The 14,639-nt window shown below is 64.8% G+C and carries 15 protein-coding genes; 1 reads left to right on the top strand and 14 read right to left on the bottom strand.

All coding sequences use genetic code 11. The features are described from left to right. Positions 1-60: 60 nt before the first annotated feature. The 4 genes from XH96_RS26100 to XH96_RS26115 form a co-directional block, all read right to left on the bottom strand. Positions 61-1,407 carry a cbb3-type cytochrome c oxidase subunit I gene (locus tag XH96_RS26100; protein WP_194388287.1) on the bottom strand — a complete coding sequence of 449 codons (1,347 nt, stop codon included), beginning with the start codon at positions 1,405-1,407 and terminating at the stop codon, positions 61-63. A gap of 37 nt (positions 1,408-1,444) precedes the next feature. Continuing rightward, the gene (locus tag XH96_RS26105; RefSeq protein ID WP_194388288.1) at positions 1,445-1,897 is read right to left on the bottom strand and encodes a cytochrome c; all 453 of its coding nucleotides are present in this window, start codon (positions 1,895-1,897) and stop codon (positions 1,445-1,447) included. A 101-nt stretch (positions 1,898-1,998) separates the two neighbouring features. Next, positions 1,999-2,253, bottom strand: a complete 255-nt coding sequence (locus XH96_RS26110; RefSeq protein WP_194388289.1) for a cytochrome C oxidase subunit IV family protein — start codon at positions 2,251-2,253, stop codon at positions 1,999-2,001. Between the two features lie 2 nt (positions 2,254-2,255). After that, a complete protein-coding gene (locus XH96_RS26115; RefSeq protein WP_194388290.1) occupies positions 2,256-2,831 on the bottom strand; it encodes a cytochrome c oxidase subunit 3 family protein in 576 nt (191 codons plus the stop codon). Between the two features lie 171 nt (positions 2,832-3,002). Here XH96_RS26115 and XH96_RS26120 point away from each other — a divergent pair, with 171 nt between their 5' ends. Further along, positions 3,003-3,158, top strand: coding sequence for a hypothetical protein (locus tag XH96_RS26120; protein WP_091892367.1), 156 nt, complete (start codon positions 3,003-3,005; stop codon positions 3,156-3,158). 145 nt (positions 3,159-3,303) lie between these two features. On the opposite strand, the gene mmsB is transcribed toward XH96_RS26120, so the two are convergent. From mmsB to XH96_RS26170, 10 genes are all read right to left on the bottom strand, one after another. Further along, positions 3,304-4,494, bottom strand: a complete 1,191-nt coding sequence (mmsB, locus tag XH96_RS26125) for a multiple monosaccharide ABC transporter permease (protein WP_194388291.1) — start codon at positions 4,492-4,494, stop codon at positions 3,304-3,306. After that, positions 4,491-6,068 (bottom strand): multiple monosaccharide ABC transporter ATP-binding protein, encoded by a 1,578-nt coding sequence (mmsA, locus tag XH96_RS26130; protein ID WP_194388292.1) that lies wholly within the window; start codon positions 6,066-6,068, stop codon positions 4,491-4,493. Before mmsA ends, mmsB begins: the two co-directional genes overlap by 4 nt. 149 nt (positions 6,069-6,217) lie before the next feature. Beyond that, positions 6,218-7,288, bottom strand: coding sequence for a multiple monosaccharide ABC transporter substrate-binding protein (gene chvE / locus XH96_RS26135; RefSeq protein WP_194388293.1), 1,071 nt, complete (start codon positions 7,286-7,288; stop codon positions 6,218-6,220). Positions 7,289-7,360: 72 nt separating this feature from the next. After that, positions 7,361-8,239, bottom strand: a complete 879-nt coding sequence (locus XH96_RS26140) for an SMP-30/gluconolactonase/LRE family protein (protein ID WP_194394267.1) — start codon at positions 8,237-8,239, stop codon at positions 7,361-7,363. Further along, complete coding sequence (locus XH96_RS26145; RefSeq protein ID WP_194388294.1) at positions 8,239-9,315, bottom strand: aldose epimerase family protein; 1,077 nt, start codon at positions 9,313-9,315, stop codon at positions 8,239-8,241. The genes XH96_RS26140 and XH96_RS26145 overlap by 1 nt, the downstream gene beginning before the upstream one ends. Before the next feature lie 2 nt (positions 9,316-9,317). Further along, positions 9,318-10,244: a Gfo/Idh/MocA family protein gene (locus tag XH96_RS26150; RefSeq protein ID WP_194388295.1), complete on the bottom strand. Its 927-nt coding sequence runs from the start codon at positions 10,242-10,244 to the stop codon at positions 9,318-9,320. Continuing rightward, a complete protein-coding gene (locus XH96_RS26155) occupies positions 10,241-11,017 on the bottom strand; it encodes a FadR/GntR family transcriptional regulator (protein WP_194388296.1) in 777 nt (258 codons plus the stop codon). Before XH96_RS26155 ends, XH96_RS26150 begins: the two co-directional genes overlap by 4 nt. Beyond that, complete coding sequence (gene yjfF / locus XH96_RS26160) at positions 11,014-11,994, bottom strand: galactofuranose ABC transporter, permease protein YjfF (protein ID WP_194388297.1); 981 nt, start codon at positions 11,992-11,994, stop codon at positions 11,014-11,016. Before yjfF ends, XH96_RS26155 begins: the two co-directional genes overlap by 4 nt. Further along, complete coding sequence (locus tag XH96_RS26165) at positions 11,991-12,983, bottom strand: ABC transporter permease (protein WP_194388298.1); 993 nt, start codon at positions 12,981-12,983, stop codon at positions 11,991-11,993. Before XH96_RS26165 ends, yjfF begins: the two co-directional genes overlap by 4 nt. Further along, the gene (locus XH96_RS26170) at positions 12,980-14,524 is read right to left on the bottom strand and encodes a sugar ABC transporter ATP-binding protein (RefSeq protein WP_194388299.1); all 1,545 of its coding nucleotides are present in this window, start codon (positions 14,522-14,524) and stop codon (positions 12,980-12,982) included. The genes XH96_RS26165 and XH96_RS26170 overlap by 4 nt, the downstream gene beginning before the upstream one ends. Between the last annotated feature and the right edge of the window lie 115 nt (positions 14,525-14,639).

Consider the following 14,639-nt stretch of genomic DNA (forward strand, 5'->3'; position numbering starts at 1 on the left):
TCATTCTCCGCAATTCACATCGAGACGGCGGCCGCGATGAACCGCGACCGCCGATTGCATTCATTCAGCCGGCTGCAACGCGCCGGGAATGACCGCCTGCTTGGCGCGACCGGGCACCAGCACGGCCCAGACGAACATCAGCGCAGAGATCGCGACGAATACGCCTGAGCCGAGCCGGACCCAGTAGAACATCGCGAGCTGGTCCTGCACGTCCATGTAGCCCTGGCCGAGCACGCGCTGGAGGTGAACCTGGACCACGCCGGCGAAGGTCAGCGCGAAGGTCATCACCATCATGGACGTGCACATGATCCAGAAGCTCGCCATGGAGAGCCACTGGTTGTAGGGTGCGCGTCCCCTGATCTGCGGGATCGCATAGGCCATGACGGAAAGATTGAGCATCACATAGGCGCCGAAGAAGGCGAGATGGCCGTGCGCCGCGGTGACCTGGGTGCCGTGGGTGTAGTAGTTCACCGAGGACAGCGTGTGCAGGAAGCCCCAGACGCCGGCACCGAGAAAGGCCATCACCGAGCAGCCGACCGACCACAGCAGCGCAGCGCGGTTCGGATGCTTGCGGCCGGCCTTCCATGTCATCTGCACCGTGAAGATCACCATCGTGAAGAACGGTGCCACCTCGAGCGTGGAGAACAGCGAGCCGATCCACTGCCAGTAGCCGGGCGCGCCGATCCAGTAGAAGTGATGGCCCGTGCCAAGGATGCCGGAGAACAGCGCAAGGCCGATGATGACGTAGAGCCACTTCTCCACGACCTCACGGTCGATGCCGTTGAGCTTGATCATGAGATAGGCCAGCACCGAGGCCATGATCAGCTCCCAGACACCCTCGACCCAGAGATGGACGACGTACCACCAGTACATCTTGTCGAGCGCGAGGTTCGCAGGATTGTAGAAGGCGAACAGGAAGAAGATCGCAACGCCCCACAGGCCGAACAGCAGGATGTTGGTGATGGTGGTCTTACGCCCTTTCAGCGCCGTCATGGTGACGTTGAACAGGAACATCAGGCAGACGACGACGATTCCGACCTTGATGATGAAGGGCTGCTCGAGGAACTCGCGGCCCTCATGGTAGTGGAAGAGATAGCCGACCACGGCCACGCCTGCGGCGCCAAAAAACATCCAGAACTGGATCTTTGCCAGCAGCGGGCTGTACAGCTCGGTCTCGGTCTCCTCAGGCAGCAGGAAATAGGTCGCGCCCATGAAACCGATCAGCGACCATACGATCAGCGCGTTGGTGTGGATCATCCTGACGATGTTGAACGGCAGCAGGGTCGACAGCGTGTTGGGCAGGACGTAGATCGTTCCGGCGACGAGGCCGAACAGGACCTGCGCGAGGAACAGAGTCAGCGCGCCGTAGAAATACAGCATCGCGACTTTCTGGGTCTGATATTTCATCTCGGGTCTCTCTGTCTTGAAAGAGGAAACAGCGTGCTCAGCCGGCCTTGTTCGGCGGCCATTCCTGGCGTTTGATCTTGCTGGTCCATTGCAGGAAGTCGGCGAGATCGTCGAGCTCCTGGTCGGTGAGGTTGAACTGCGGCATCTGCCGCCGGCCAGGCGCGCCCGAGGGCTGCGACTGCATCCAGGCCTTCAATGTCTCGCGCGCAGCGGCCTGGTCCTCGTTGCCGCCCCAACGATCCCAGACGTTGCCAACTTCGGGGGCGAAATAGGCGCCCTCACCCAGCAGAGTGTGGCAATTGATGCAGGAGTTCTTCTCCCAGACATGCTTGCCGCGGGCGACCGACGACGTCAGCATCGTCGCGTCCGTGGAGGTGGTGGCCATGTAGTAATGGCTGTGCGCCGTCAGCCCTATGAAGATGGCGAAGAAGAAGGCCGAGCCGCCGTAGAAGACATTTCGAGCGGCCGACTTGGTCAGGCGTTCAGCCATTGCCAATCCTTTCCGGTTTGATTCCTGCGAAATCGCGATGGTGTGATTTATTGCCGCTCTGCCCGGCCCGTTCTTTGTCAGGGCGCAATGAGCGCGTCAGATCAGGGCGCGATGGTCGAGGCGAGCCAGGCAAGGAGCAGGACGATCAGGATCCAGCTCGCGACGAGGCCACGCCAGAGTCCGGGCACGGCGCGTAGATCCATGAAGTCGAACGCGATCCGGTGGCCCTTGAGTGCGGCGAAGGCGAGCAGCAGTGCGTTGCCGAGCAGCGGCCGCGGCGCCAGCGGCGGCAGCAAGATGGTCGCGAGCGCGAGGCCGATCAGCACGATCCAGGTGACGTCGATACGATCCGGCATCGTCATTTCACCAGATAGAGAATCGGGAACATGACGATCCAGACCAGATCGACCATGTGCCAGAACGCCGTTGCCGTCTCGACGCCCGATATCCCGGCGCGGCGGCAGACCACGGCGAGGATGACGATGCCGAGGCCGACATGCAGAAGATGAAAACCGGTCAGGAGGAAGTAGAGCGTGAAGAACGGGCTGGTCTCGAACCCGACGCCTCGCCCGATCTCGTCCGCATATTCGGTGATCTTGATCGCGATGAAGAGAGCACCGAGCGCCATCGCGCCGAAGATCCAGTATCGCGCCGCCGGCCATTCCCCGGCACGAGCTGCCTTCGTTGCCTTTGCCGCCGCCCAGCCGCTGGTGACGAGCACGACGGTGTTGAGGCCGGCGAGATTCGAATCGAGTGCTGACTGCCCGGCCGCGAACAGCGCCGGGTGGATCGCGCGGGTGACCGAAAAGGCGCCGAGGAACAAGCCGAAGGCGACGAGCTCGCTGAAGATCAGCACCCAGATCATGGGATCGCCGGGGAGATCTTCCAGAATTCCCCAGCCGCTTTCGTGATGTTCGCACTCGGCCGTCGACATCGTCTTTCCGGATCAGGACACCGGAATGGCTTAGCCGACCCGCCCAGTTCGGAATTTGTCGGAGGACAAACTCGCGAATTGCCGGGCGTCTGTTTGCGCCGACGCAACGTCCGGCCGGCCGGATCGCTGTACGAACCGACTCAGGGTTCCCAGGGAGTGGCGAGTGACGATATGAGCGACGCACAAATCGGGCTGATGACGGCGACTCCCATCATCATCGCCTTCGCCATCGCGCTCCGGCGAATGGGTGTGCTGTCGACTGTGGCAACCGTATCGGCGGTGAGCCTCTCCGTCGCGATCGCGGCGGTGCTGTTCACGACGCAGTAACGGCTGCCGTACAGCAGACAAAGCGACTTGTCCGCCGGAGCTCGAAGAGCGAAGGCGGACGCGTGCCACCACTTCTCTCGATCGGGGACAGATGGTGGGCACGGCGCGTTGCGCCTTTGCCCACCCTACTGGACCGTCAATGCGGCTACCGCCTCTGATTATACACGTCGATGCACACTGCTCCCAGCAGGACCAGGCCCTTGATCACCTGCTGGTAATCAATGCCGATGCCGAGGATGGACATGCCGTTGTTCATCACGCCCATGATCATGGCGCCGACCACGGCGCCGCCGACGCGCCCGACGCCGCCATAGGCCGAGGCGCCGCCGATGAAGCAGGCAGCGATGACGTCGAGCTCGAAGCCGAGACCCGCTTTGGGCGTCGCGGTGTTGAGCCGGGCGGCGAAGACGAGGCCGGCGAGCGCGGCGAGCACGCCCATGTTGACGAATGTCAGGAACGTCAGCCGCTCGGTCTTGATGCCCGACAGGCTCGCCGCCTTGGCGTTGCCGCCGACCGCGTAGATCTGCCGCCCGATCACGGTGCGGCGGGTCACGAAGCCGTAAAGCGCGATCAGCGCGGTCATGATGACAAGCACATTGGGCAGGCCGCGATGCGAGGCGATCAGATAGGTAAAATAGAGCACGGCGCAGGCCAGCAGGATGCTCTTGCCGAGGAAGAACGCATAGGGCTCGACCTCGATTCCGTGCGATTGCTCGCGCGACCTCCCCTTGGCGCTGGCGTAGACCAGGCCGAGCGCCAGCACGGCGCCGATCAGCATGGATGTCGGATGCAGCGTGCCGGCTTCGGGCAGCAGTTCCGGAATGAACCCCGACGACAACTTCTGGAACGTCGCCGGGAACGGCCCGAGCGACTGGCCCTGCAGCACCGCGAGCGCGAGGCCCTTGAACACCAGCATCCCCGCCAAGGTGACGATGAAGGACGGGATCTTGAAATAGGCCACCCAGTACCCCTGCGCGGCGCCGATGGCGGCACCGACCAGAAGGCAGGCGATGAACGCAACCGTGTAATCGACCTTGTAGGTCACCATCAGCACCGCGGCCACGGCGCCGATGAAGCCTGCAACCGAGCCGACCGAAAGGTCGATATGGCCGGTGACGATCACCAGGAGCATGCCGAGCGCCATGATGACGATGTAGCTGTTCTGCAGCACCAGGTTGGTGAGGTTGAGCGGCTGCAGCAGCGTGCCGCCGGTCACGACCTGGAAGAACAGCATGATCGCGATCAGCGACATCAGCATGCCGTAATTGCGCAGATTGTTCTTGATGAAGCTGCCGTGCCGGCGCTCCTCGGGCAGCGACACCGTCTTGTCGGTCATGGCTGCGATCCTCCCATCTCCGCGGCCTCAGGCACGCCGTTTCCATTGCTTCGTTGGTTGCGCATGATGGCGCGCATGATCTTTTCCTGCGTCGCCTCAGGGCCCTTGAATTCCCCGACGAAGGCGCCGTCATTCATGACGCAGATGCGGTCGCAGATGCCGAGCAGCTCGGGCATCTCCGAGGAGATCACCACGACGCCGCGGCCGGCCTCCGCCAACTCGTTGATGATACAGTAAATCTCGTATTTGGCACCGACGTCGATGCCCCTTGTCGGCTCGTCCAGGATCAGCACCTTGGGGTCGGTCATCAGCCATTTCGACAGCACCACCTTCTGCTGGTTGCCGCCGGAAAGCTGGCCGGTCTCCTGGTAGACGTCGGAGCAGCGGATGCGCATGCGGTTGCGATAATCACTGGCGACCTTCAGCTCGGCGATGTCGTCGATCACCCGCCTGGGTGCGATCTGGTCGAGGCTGGCGAGCGTGATGTTCTTGCGGACGTCGTCGGCAAGGATCAGGCCGAGTTGCTTGCGGTCCTCGGTGACATAGGCGAGGCCGGCGTCGATCGCGGCCGCGACGCTCGGCAGCACCATCTCCGTGCCTTCGAGCCGGAGAGAGCCGCTGATATTGGTGCCCCAGGAGCGGCCGAACAGGCTCATGGCGAATTCGGTGCGGCCGGCCCCCATCAGGCCGGCGATGCCCACGACCTCGCCTCGCCTGACGCTGAAATTGACGTTCTTGATCACCTGCCGCTCGGGATGGATGGGGTGATAGACCGACCAGTCCGCGACGTCGAGCACCGGTTCGCCGATCTTCGCGCTACGCTCCGGGAAGCGGTGCGCGAGATCGCGGTTCACCATGCTGCGGATGATGCGATCCTCCTGGATCGGCTCGGCGTGACAGTCGATGCTGTCGACGGTGCGGCCGTCGCGCAGCACCGTGATGTGGTCGGCGACCTTGGCAACCTCATTGAGCTTGTGTGAGATCAGGATCGAGCCGATGCCCTGCTCGCGGAATGTCATCAGGCGTTCGAGCAGCGCGGCGCTGTCGGCTTCGTTGAGGCTCGCCGTCGGCTCGTCCAGGATCAGCATGCGCACACGCTTGGACAGCGCCTTTGCGATCTCGACGAGCTGCTGCTTGCCGACGCCGAGATCCGTGATCAGCGTATCCGGCGATTCCTTGAGGCCGACCTGCGCCAGGAGCTCCCGGGTGCGGCGGTAGACCTCGTCGCGATCGATCACGCCGAACTTCGACGGCGGATGCGACAGGAAGATATTCTCTGCGATCGACATCAGCGGGATCAGCGCCAGCTCCTGGTGAATGATGATGATGCCGAGCGCCTCGGAGTCGTTGATGTCGCGGAAGCGCCGCTCCTCGCCTTCGAAGATGATCGTGCCCTCGTAGCTGCCATGCGGATAGACCCCGCTCAGCACCTTCATCAGCGTCGACTTGCCGGCGCCGTTCTCGCCGACGAGGGCGTGGATCTGCCCGGCCTCGACCTGGAAGTTGACGTCGCGCAGCGCCTGCACACCCGCAAAGCTCTTGCTGACGTTACGCATCTCCAGCATGGCGGTCATGGCATCGTGTCCTTGAAAAACGCCTGTCCGTCCGTCGTCATTCCGGGGCGATGCGCCGGGGCCGCGAAGCGGACCTGGAGCATCGAACCCGGAATCTCGAGGTTCCGGGTTCGATGCATCGCATCGCCCCGGAACGACGGAGCACTCTCCTACTGGAACTGCGACTTCTTGTAATAGCCGCTGTCGACCAGCACCTTCTCCCAATTGTCTTTGTAGACCACCACCGGCTTGAGCAGATAGGACGGAACGGTCTTGACGCCGTTCTCGTAGGTCTTGGTATCGTTGACGGCGACCTCCTTGCCGGCGAGCGCGGCGTCGACCATGTCGGCGGTCACCTTGGCGAGATCGCGGGTGTCCTTGAAGATGGTCGAATACTGGTCGCCGCGCAGCATGGCCTTGATCGATGGCACTTCGGCATCCTGACCGGAGATGATCGGCATCGGCTGGTCGGCGCTGCCGTAGCCGACACCTTTCAGCGAGGAGATGATGCCGATCGAGATGCCGTCATAGGGCGACAGCACGGCATTGATCTTCTTGTTGCCGTAGTAGGCGCTGAGCAGATTGTCCATGCGGGCCTGCGCGGTGGCGCCATCCCAGCGCAGGGTCGCAACCTTGTCCATGCCCATCTGGCCCGAGGCAACGACGAGCTTGCCGCTGTCGATGTAGGGCTTCAAGACGCTCATCGCGCCGTTGTAGAAAAAGTAGGCGTTGTTGTCGTCGGGCGAGCCGCCGAACAGCTCGATGTTGAAGGGACCCTTGCCTTCCTTCAGCCCGAGCCCCTGCTCGATCGACTGCGCCTGCAAGACGCCGACCTGGAAATTGTCGAAGGTCGCATAATAGTCGACGTTCGGCGTGCCGCGGATGAGGCGGTCATAGGCGATGACCGTGATGCCTTTTGCTTTCGCCTGCTTGAGCACGTCCGACAGCGTGGTGCCGTCGATCGCGGCGATCACCAGCGCCTTCGCGCCCTTGGTCACCATGTTCTCGACCTGCGAGAGCTGGTTCGGAATGTCGTCCTCGGCATATTGCAGGTCGGTGTTGTAGCCGCGCTCCTTCAGCACCTTGACCATGTTGTTGCCGTCGTCGATCCAGCGCGCCGACGACTTCGTCGGCATGGCGATGCCGACGGTCGCCTTCTGGGCGAAGGCGGTGACGCCCGTGGCCATCGTGGCAGCGCCGGCCAGCGCCAGCGCGAAGAATGTCGTCTTCAGTCTCAGCATGTTTCACTCCCTTGGGTGTCAGACTGTTTCTTCGTGACGTCGAGTACGTGGTCGTTGGATGCCTCTGGTCTCCTATGCGAGCTTGACGTCGGGCTCCGCGCGTCCGCGCGCGGCCGCCTCCAACAAGAAAGTGCAACCGGCTTGCGGATCGGCGGCGCGCGCAGTCGCGTCCATGTCCTGCCAGGCCGAGGTGACGAGCAGGCGCGACAGATCCGGGCCGACAAAGGCAGGACAGCTCGCCTGCCTTGCCGGCACGCCGAGTGAGCGCAGGCGCTCGCCTTGCGGAGAATAGACATCGATCCGGCTCGCGCCCCAGCACGCGTTCCAGATGTTTCCTTCGGCATCGCACACCGAGCCATCGAAGCCGCCGATGCCGGTGTGGCGCAACAGCACCTCCGGCTCGCCGCGCGGCAGGCCGGTCGCGGGATTGAGCGAAACGGCGTAGAGCACGGCGCGCGCGCTATCGGCGAAATAGCCGATCGCGCCATCCGGCGAGAAGCAGATCGAGTTGGGAATACTGATGCGGGGAAACAGCAGCGAGATCTTACCGCGATGGAACGCGTAGATCGCGCCTGCCCCCGGCTCCGCGTTGCGTCCCATGGTGCCGATCCAGAACGTGCCGGACTGATGCACCCGCGCGTCGTTGGAGCGGGTCGCGGGATTGTCGGCTTCGAGCGGACAGAGCAGCGTCATCACGCCATCGACGAGCTTGCGGATGTAGAGACCGTCCTCGGCGACGATCAATTGGCGCTCCGCATCGATGCGTCCGAGCGCGCTCGCCATCCGGCCGAGCGCGTGGACGCGGATGCTGCCGCTGCCGAGCTGCGCCTCGAACAGCAGCCCTTCACGGATGTCGAACCACCAGGCTGTGTCGGTGGTCGCGTCATAGGTCGGCCCTTCGCCCAGATGGCAGGGATGGCCCGAGAGCACGGTCGTGGGCACCTGTTCCATCATGGTGACCTCACTGAAAAGCGATAGACCGTATGATGGCGATAGACGTCGCCGGGGTCGAGGCGCGGGCTCGGAAAATCCGTCCGGTTGGGCGCGTCCGGCCAGATATGAGGTTCCAGGCACATGGCGTCCGATTGACGAATGAGCTTACCGCCCTTTCCGAAGGTCGTGCCATCCAGATAATTGCCGGAATAGATCTGGAGCCCGGGCTGATCGGTGAAAAGCTCCATGATGCGGCCTGAGCGCTGCGCCTCCAGCCGGGCGACAAACGCGAGCTTGCCGTCGCGGGCGAGGCAGTAGGTGTGGTCGTAGCCCCTGCCGTTCTGCAATTGCTGATCGCTCTCGCGGATCCGCTCGCCGACCGGCCGCGGCTCGCGGAAGTCGAACGGCGTGCCGGCTACCGGGCGTGGCGGCTCCGGCAGCGGAATGGCGGTGGGATCGATCGCCAGGAAATGGTCTGCGGCGACCGTCAGCTTGTGGTCGAGAATGGAAGTACCCGACGTCGCGCCCTCGAGGTTGAAGAAGCTGTGGTTGGTCAGGTTGACGATGGTCGGCCGGTCCGTCCGCGCCTCCATGATGAGCGAGAGTTCGGCCGGGCCGGTGACGCGATAGGTCACACGCACGTCAAGCCGGCCGGGATAGTTCTCTTCGCCATGCGGGCTGACACAGGTGAGCGTCACCGCGGGTTCGGCGCCCTCGTCGAGGTCCGCAAGCTCCCAGAGCTTGCGGTCGAATCCGTCGAGGCCGCCGTGCAGCGCATTGGGACCGTTGTTGACGGCAAGCTGCACCGTCTCGCCGTCGAGCAAAAACTGGCCCTTGGCAATGCGATTGGCGTAGCGGCCGACGGTTGCGCCGAAGAACTTTCGTTCGGCCAGATAGCCGGCGAATGTATCGTGGCCGAGCACGACGTCGTCGTGGCCGCCCCGCGCATCCGGGGTGATCAACGCCTGAAGCACGGCGCCATGGGTGATGATCCGCGCCTCGAAGCCGCCCTCCCCGCGCAGCACGATGCGCTCGACCTTGCGGCCGTCCGGCAGCGTCCCGAAAACGTCTCTGGTGATTTTTGATGCGGCCATGTTCAGTCCACGAACGGCTCGACGATCGTGCGTTTGCCCAGCAGGAAGGCGTCGGCGACGAGACGCAGCGGCGTCAGATCCATGTCACTCGTGCCGGTCGCTGCGAGTTCGACGAAGCGCCGGTAGAGCCCGCGATATTCCTCATCAGGCGCCTCGGCAAGCACCTTGCCGTCGACGGCCATGCGCGCGCCACCGCTGGACAGAGTCATCCGGCCCCGATCCGTTTCGACGACGATATCCCAGCTCTGCGGCCCGGTCTGGCGGAAATCGAACTCGGCGGTCACAGGCAGGCCTCTGATATCAGTCAGTGTCAGGTTCGCCGCGATCGGCGCCTGGCAATTGGCCGGGAAGGCCAGCTCGGCCGCGGTGACGAACACGGGCTTCGGTAGAATCCTGGTCAGGATCGACAGCGCATTGATGCCGGGATCGAACACGCCAAGGCCGCCCGGCTCCCAGATCCAGGCCTGGCCGGGATGCCAGACGCGGACATCTTCCTTCCAGCTAATGTGCACGGAGGCGATGCGGCGCTCGGCGAGCCATTGCCGCGCCGGCTCGACCGCCGGCGCATGGCGCGAATGCCAGGTCGCAAACAGTGTGCGCTTCGCTTCCGCTGCCATTGCGATCAGCGGATCGAGCTCGGCAACGCCGGTGCCCGGCGGCTTCTCCAGCATAACATGCTTGCCGGCGGCAAGAGCTGCCGCAGCCTGGGCCCGGCGCACCTGCGGCGGCGTGCAGAGCGACACCGCATCGATCGGCGGTCCCCGCTCCAGCAATTCCTCGATGGTGGCAAAATGCGGCAATTCCGGCAGCGACGCGTTGCGGCTGGCGACGGCCGCCAGTGTCGCGCCCGGCACCGCGGCGATCGCGCCGACATGCTGGTCGCGCGCGATCTTGCCGAACCCGACGATGGCGATGCGAAGGTCTGTCACGCTCGTTCTCCAGTATCCGCAGACGGCAGCGCCTCGGCCGGCGCGGTCTCGATCGCGGCACCCTCATGGCGATGCATTCCATTGTGAATGACGAAGACCATCGCTTCGGCGGCGGCGTCGGCGTCGCGGGCCGCGATGGCATCGACGATCCTCTGGTGCCACAGCAGCACAGTATCGCGATCCTCCGGCTCAACCGGGGCGCTGAGGAGGAAGGACGCGCGCAGCGCGGCCTCGATGACGTGCCCGATCGAGCGCATGAACAAATTGCCCGAGGCGCGCGCCACGGCCACGTGAAGCGCGAGATCGGCATCGGCAAAGCCCACCGAGTCGGATGCCTCACGCCGCATGCGCTCCATGCTGCGCCGGAGCTCGGCAAGGTCTTCCTCCGACCGCCGCGTCGCCGCGAGCATGGCCGCACGCGGCTCGACCGCAAGACGGATCTCGGCGAGATCGTTGAGGAAGCGCTTGTCGATGCCGGCGTCGAGGTGCCAGGCCAGCACATCAGCGTCGAACATGTTCCAGGCGCCGCGCTCGCGCACGACAGTCCCGACCCGCGCCTTGGTGGTGAGCAGGCCCTTGGCGACCAGCGTCTTCACGCTCTCCCGCAACACCGGCCGCGACACGCCGAACATCGCGATCATCTCGGCATCGCCCGGCAGACGCGTGCCTTCCGCATAGCGGCCGGCGATGATGTCGACGCCGATCGAACGGGCCACCTCCGCATGGTTGGAATGGGCCCGCCGCGTCGGGATGACGAGAATGCGAGAGGTCATGACGCCGCTCCTGCGCTCTTGACCACCGGCCGGCGCGCCAGCGCGACCAGCCCCTGCTGCAAGGCGATGAAGGCGAACAGTAGCACGCCGGTCGCGATCTTGGTCCACCAGCTCGACAAGGTGCCGTCGAAATTGATGTAGGTCTGGATCAGGCCCTGGATCAGCACGCCGAGGAAGGTGCCGATCACCGAGCCCTGGCCGCCCGTCAGCAGCGTGCCGCCGATCACGACGGCGGCGATGGTGTCGAGCTCGACACCGACGGCGGAGAGCGAATAGCCGGCACTGGTGTAGAAGGAGAAGACGATGCCGGCGATCCCCGCGAGCAGGCTCGACAGCATGTAGATCTTGATCGTCATCTTGCCGACGGCAACGCCCATCAGGCTTGCGGTGGTCCGGTTGCCGCCGAGTGCATAGACGTTGGCCCCGAACCGGGTGAGATGCAGAAGCAAGGCGCCGGCGATCACGATTGCGAGCATGATGATCGCGATCGCGGTCAGTCGTCCCCCGCCGGGCATCCGCACCGCGAAGTCCGACACGGCGGAATAGACCGGCGCGGTGATCGGTACCGATTCGGTCGAGAGCAGGAAGCTCGCACCGCGCGCCAGGAACATGCCGGCAAGCGTCACGATGAACGGTGGCAAATCGAAGACATGGATCACCGCGCCCATCGCCGCACCGAAGGCCGCCGAGAGCAGGAGAATGGCGACGAAGGCGACCAGCGGCGGCATGCCCCAGCGCTCGATCGCGAGCGCGACGAACACGGTGGTGAAGCCGATCACCGATCCGACCGAAAGATCTATGCCGCCGGAGATGATCACAAATGTCATGCCGGTCGCGACGATGCCGAGGAAGGCGTTGTCGGTGAGGAGATTCCCGACCACGCGCGTCGAGGCGATAGTGGGAAACTGCAGCGCGCAGAGCACGAAGCCCGCAACGAGCACGATGGCCGTGATGAGAACGGGCGGCAGGCCTTTCATGCCTTGGTCCTCCGCAGCCGCATGGCAATCCCGGCAAGCCCCGACAGTTTCGGTGATTGCAGCAGCAACACCGCGAGCACCACCACCGCCTTGACCAGCAGATTGAACTCCGGCGGATAGCCTGACAGCAGGATGCCGGTGTTCATGGTCTGGATGATGAGCGCCCCCAACACGGCGAGCACGAGGCTGAAACGGCCGCCGAACAGCGAGGTGCCGCCGATCACCACCGCAAGAATGGCGTCGAGCTCGAGCCAGAGGCCGGCATTGTTGGCATCGGCACCCATGATGTCCGCCGCCGCGATCACGCCGGCGAGCGCAGCGCAGACGCCGCACCAGACGTAGACCGAAAGGATCATGGCGCGGGTGCCGACGCCGGCGAGCTCGCTCGCCCGCGCATTGCCGCCGGTTGCCTCGATCAGCAGCCCGAGCGCCGAGCCGCGCACCACTGCGGCGGTGAGGACCAGCATGCCCAGGGCAATCACGACCGGCACCGGCAGGCCGAGTACCGAGCCATTGCCGAGCCAGACCAGATCCGGCGAGGAAAACGTGACGATGCGCCCCTCGGTGATCAGCTGGGCGATGCCGCGTCCCGCCACCATCAGGATCAGCGTCGCCACGATCGGTTGCATGCCGAGCACGGCGACGAGAAAGCCGTTCCACAAGCCGCAGACGAGTCCGGCGCCAAGCGCGGCCGTCAGCACGATCGGCAGCCCGTAGCTGTCGGCGAGGCTCGCCGCGATGGCGCCTGAGATCGCCATGACGGCGCCGACTGAGAGATCGATACCGCGCGTCGCGATCACCAGCACCATGCCGAGCGTGAGCAGCGCCACGGGCGTGCCGCGATTGAGCACGTCGATCAGGCTGCCAAAGAGACGACCATCCTGGAGGCGCAGGTCGAAGAACTGCGGGGATACCATGCGATCGACCGCGAGGATGACGATCAGCGCCAGAACCTGGGCAAGGCCGCGGCGCGGCAACAGTGCGGTCATGCCCGGCCCTCATGCGCAGTCGCGGCGCCATCGGCGGCGATCGCCGCGAGAATGTTGCCGACGTCGATCGCCTCTCCAGCGAGCTCTTCGACATGGGCGCGGTCGCGCAGCACGACGACTCGGTCCGAATAGGTCACGATCTCGTCGAGCTCGGAGGAGATCACGAGCAGCGCCAGACCATCGTCGCAGAGCTCGCGGATCAGGCGGATGATCTCGGCATGCGCGCCGACGTCGATGCCGCGGGTCGGCTCGTCCAGCACCAACAGGCGCGGCGACGTCGCGAGCCAGCGCGCCAGCAACACCTTCTGCTGATTGCCGCCGGAAAGCAGTCCAACGGGACGTTCCGGATCAGGCGGGCGGATGTCGAGCATCCTGACGTAGCGGCGCGCGATCTCGTCCTGCTCGCGGCGCGACAGCGGGCGATGCAGGCCGCGCTTGGCCTGGAGCGCGAGCACGATATTCTCGCGCACGCTGAGCTCGGCAATAATGCCGTCGGTCTTGCGTTCCTCCGGGCAGTAGCCAAAACCGTGGCGCACGCCGTCGCGCGGCGACTGCAGCCGCACCGGCGCGCCTTCCACCCTCGCCTGCCCGCGATCGGCGCGTTCGGCGCCGAACACCAGCCGCGCCGTCTCGGTGCGGCCTGAACCGAGCAGTCCGGCAAGTCCGACGACCTCGCCATGGCGCAGCTCGAGATTGAACGGCGCGACGTAACCGGCCTTGCCGTAACCTTCGAAGCTCGCGCAGATCTCGCGCGCCTTGTGTTCGGTAGCAGAAGCCCGCGTGCTGGTGGTCTCCGCGAGCTCGCGACCGAGCATCATCCGGATCAGCTCGAGGCGCGGCAGTGAAGCTGTTTCACGCTCCCCGACCAGGCGGCCGTTGCGCAGCACCGTGATGCGGTCGGAGATCTCGTAGACCTGATCGAGGAAGTGGCTGACGAAGACGATGCCGATGCCGCGCTGCGCGAGCTGGCGCATGATGCCGAAAAGAATCTCGACCTCATGGCGGTCCAGGCTCGCGGTGGGTTCATCCAGGATCAGCACGCGCGCGGAGAGATCGACCGCGCGCGCGATCGCGGTGACGTGCTGGATAGCCACCGAATAGTTGCCGAGCGGCGCGGCGACATCGATATCGAGACCGAAATCTGCAAGCAGTGCCTTGGCGCGGCGGCGCATCTCGCCTTCGCGCACGATGCCGAAACGCATCGGCTGGCGGTCGAGGAACAGGTTCTGCGCCACCGACAGGTTCGGCAGCAGGTTGACCTCTTGGTAGACGGTGGCGATGCCGGCGCCAAGCGCCGCCTTGGCCGAGCGCGGCACGACCTCTTCGCCACCGAGCCTGACAGTGCCGGCATCGCGGGGAAACACGCCGGTGATCACCTTGATCAGCGTGGACTTGCCGGCGCCGTTCTCGCCGAGCAGGGCATGGATCTCGCCGGCGCGCAGCGTGAAGTCGACCTCCTGCAACGCGCGCACCGCACCGAAGCTCTTGCTGATCCCGCGCACCTCAAGGAGCGGCGAAACAGGATCGGGGCTGTTTTCCATCGCAACGTCACTCCCACCGGCGTCCGCTTATGATGCGGATGCCCAGCCTATTCGTTCGCGCAGCGGTTTCGAAGGGGGACCGCCAGGCCGCAAGAAGCAGCCCGGCAAGGCGCGC

The organism is Bradyrhizobium sp. CCBAU 51765 (genome assembly GCF_015291725.1).
Lineage (GTDB): Bacteria > Pseudomonadota > Alphaproteobacteria > Rhizobiales > Xanthobacteraceae > Bradyrhizobium > Bradyrhizobium liaoningense.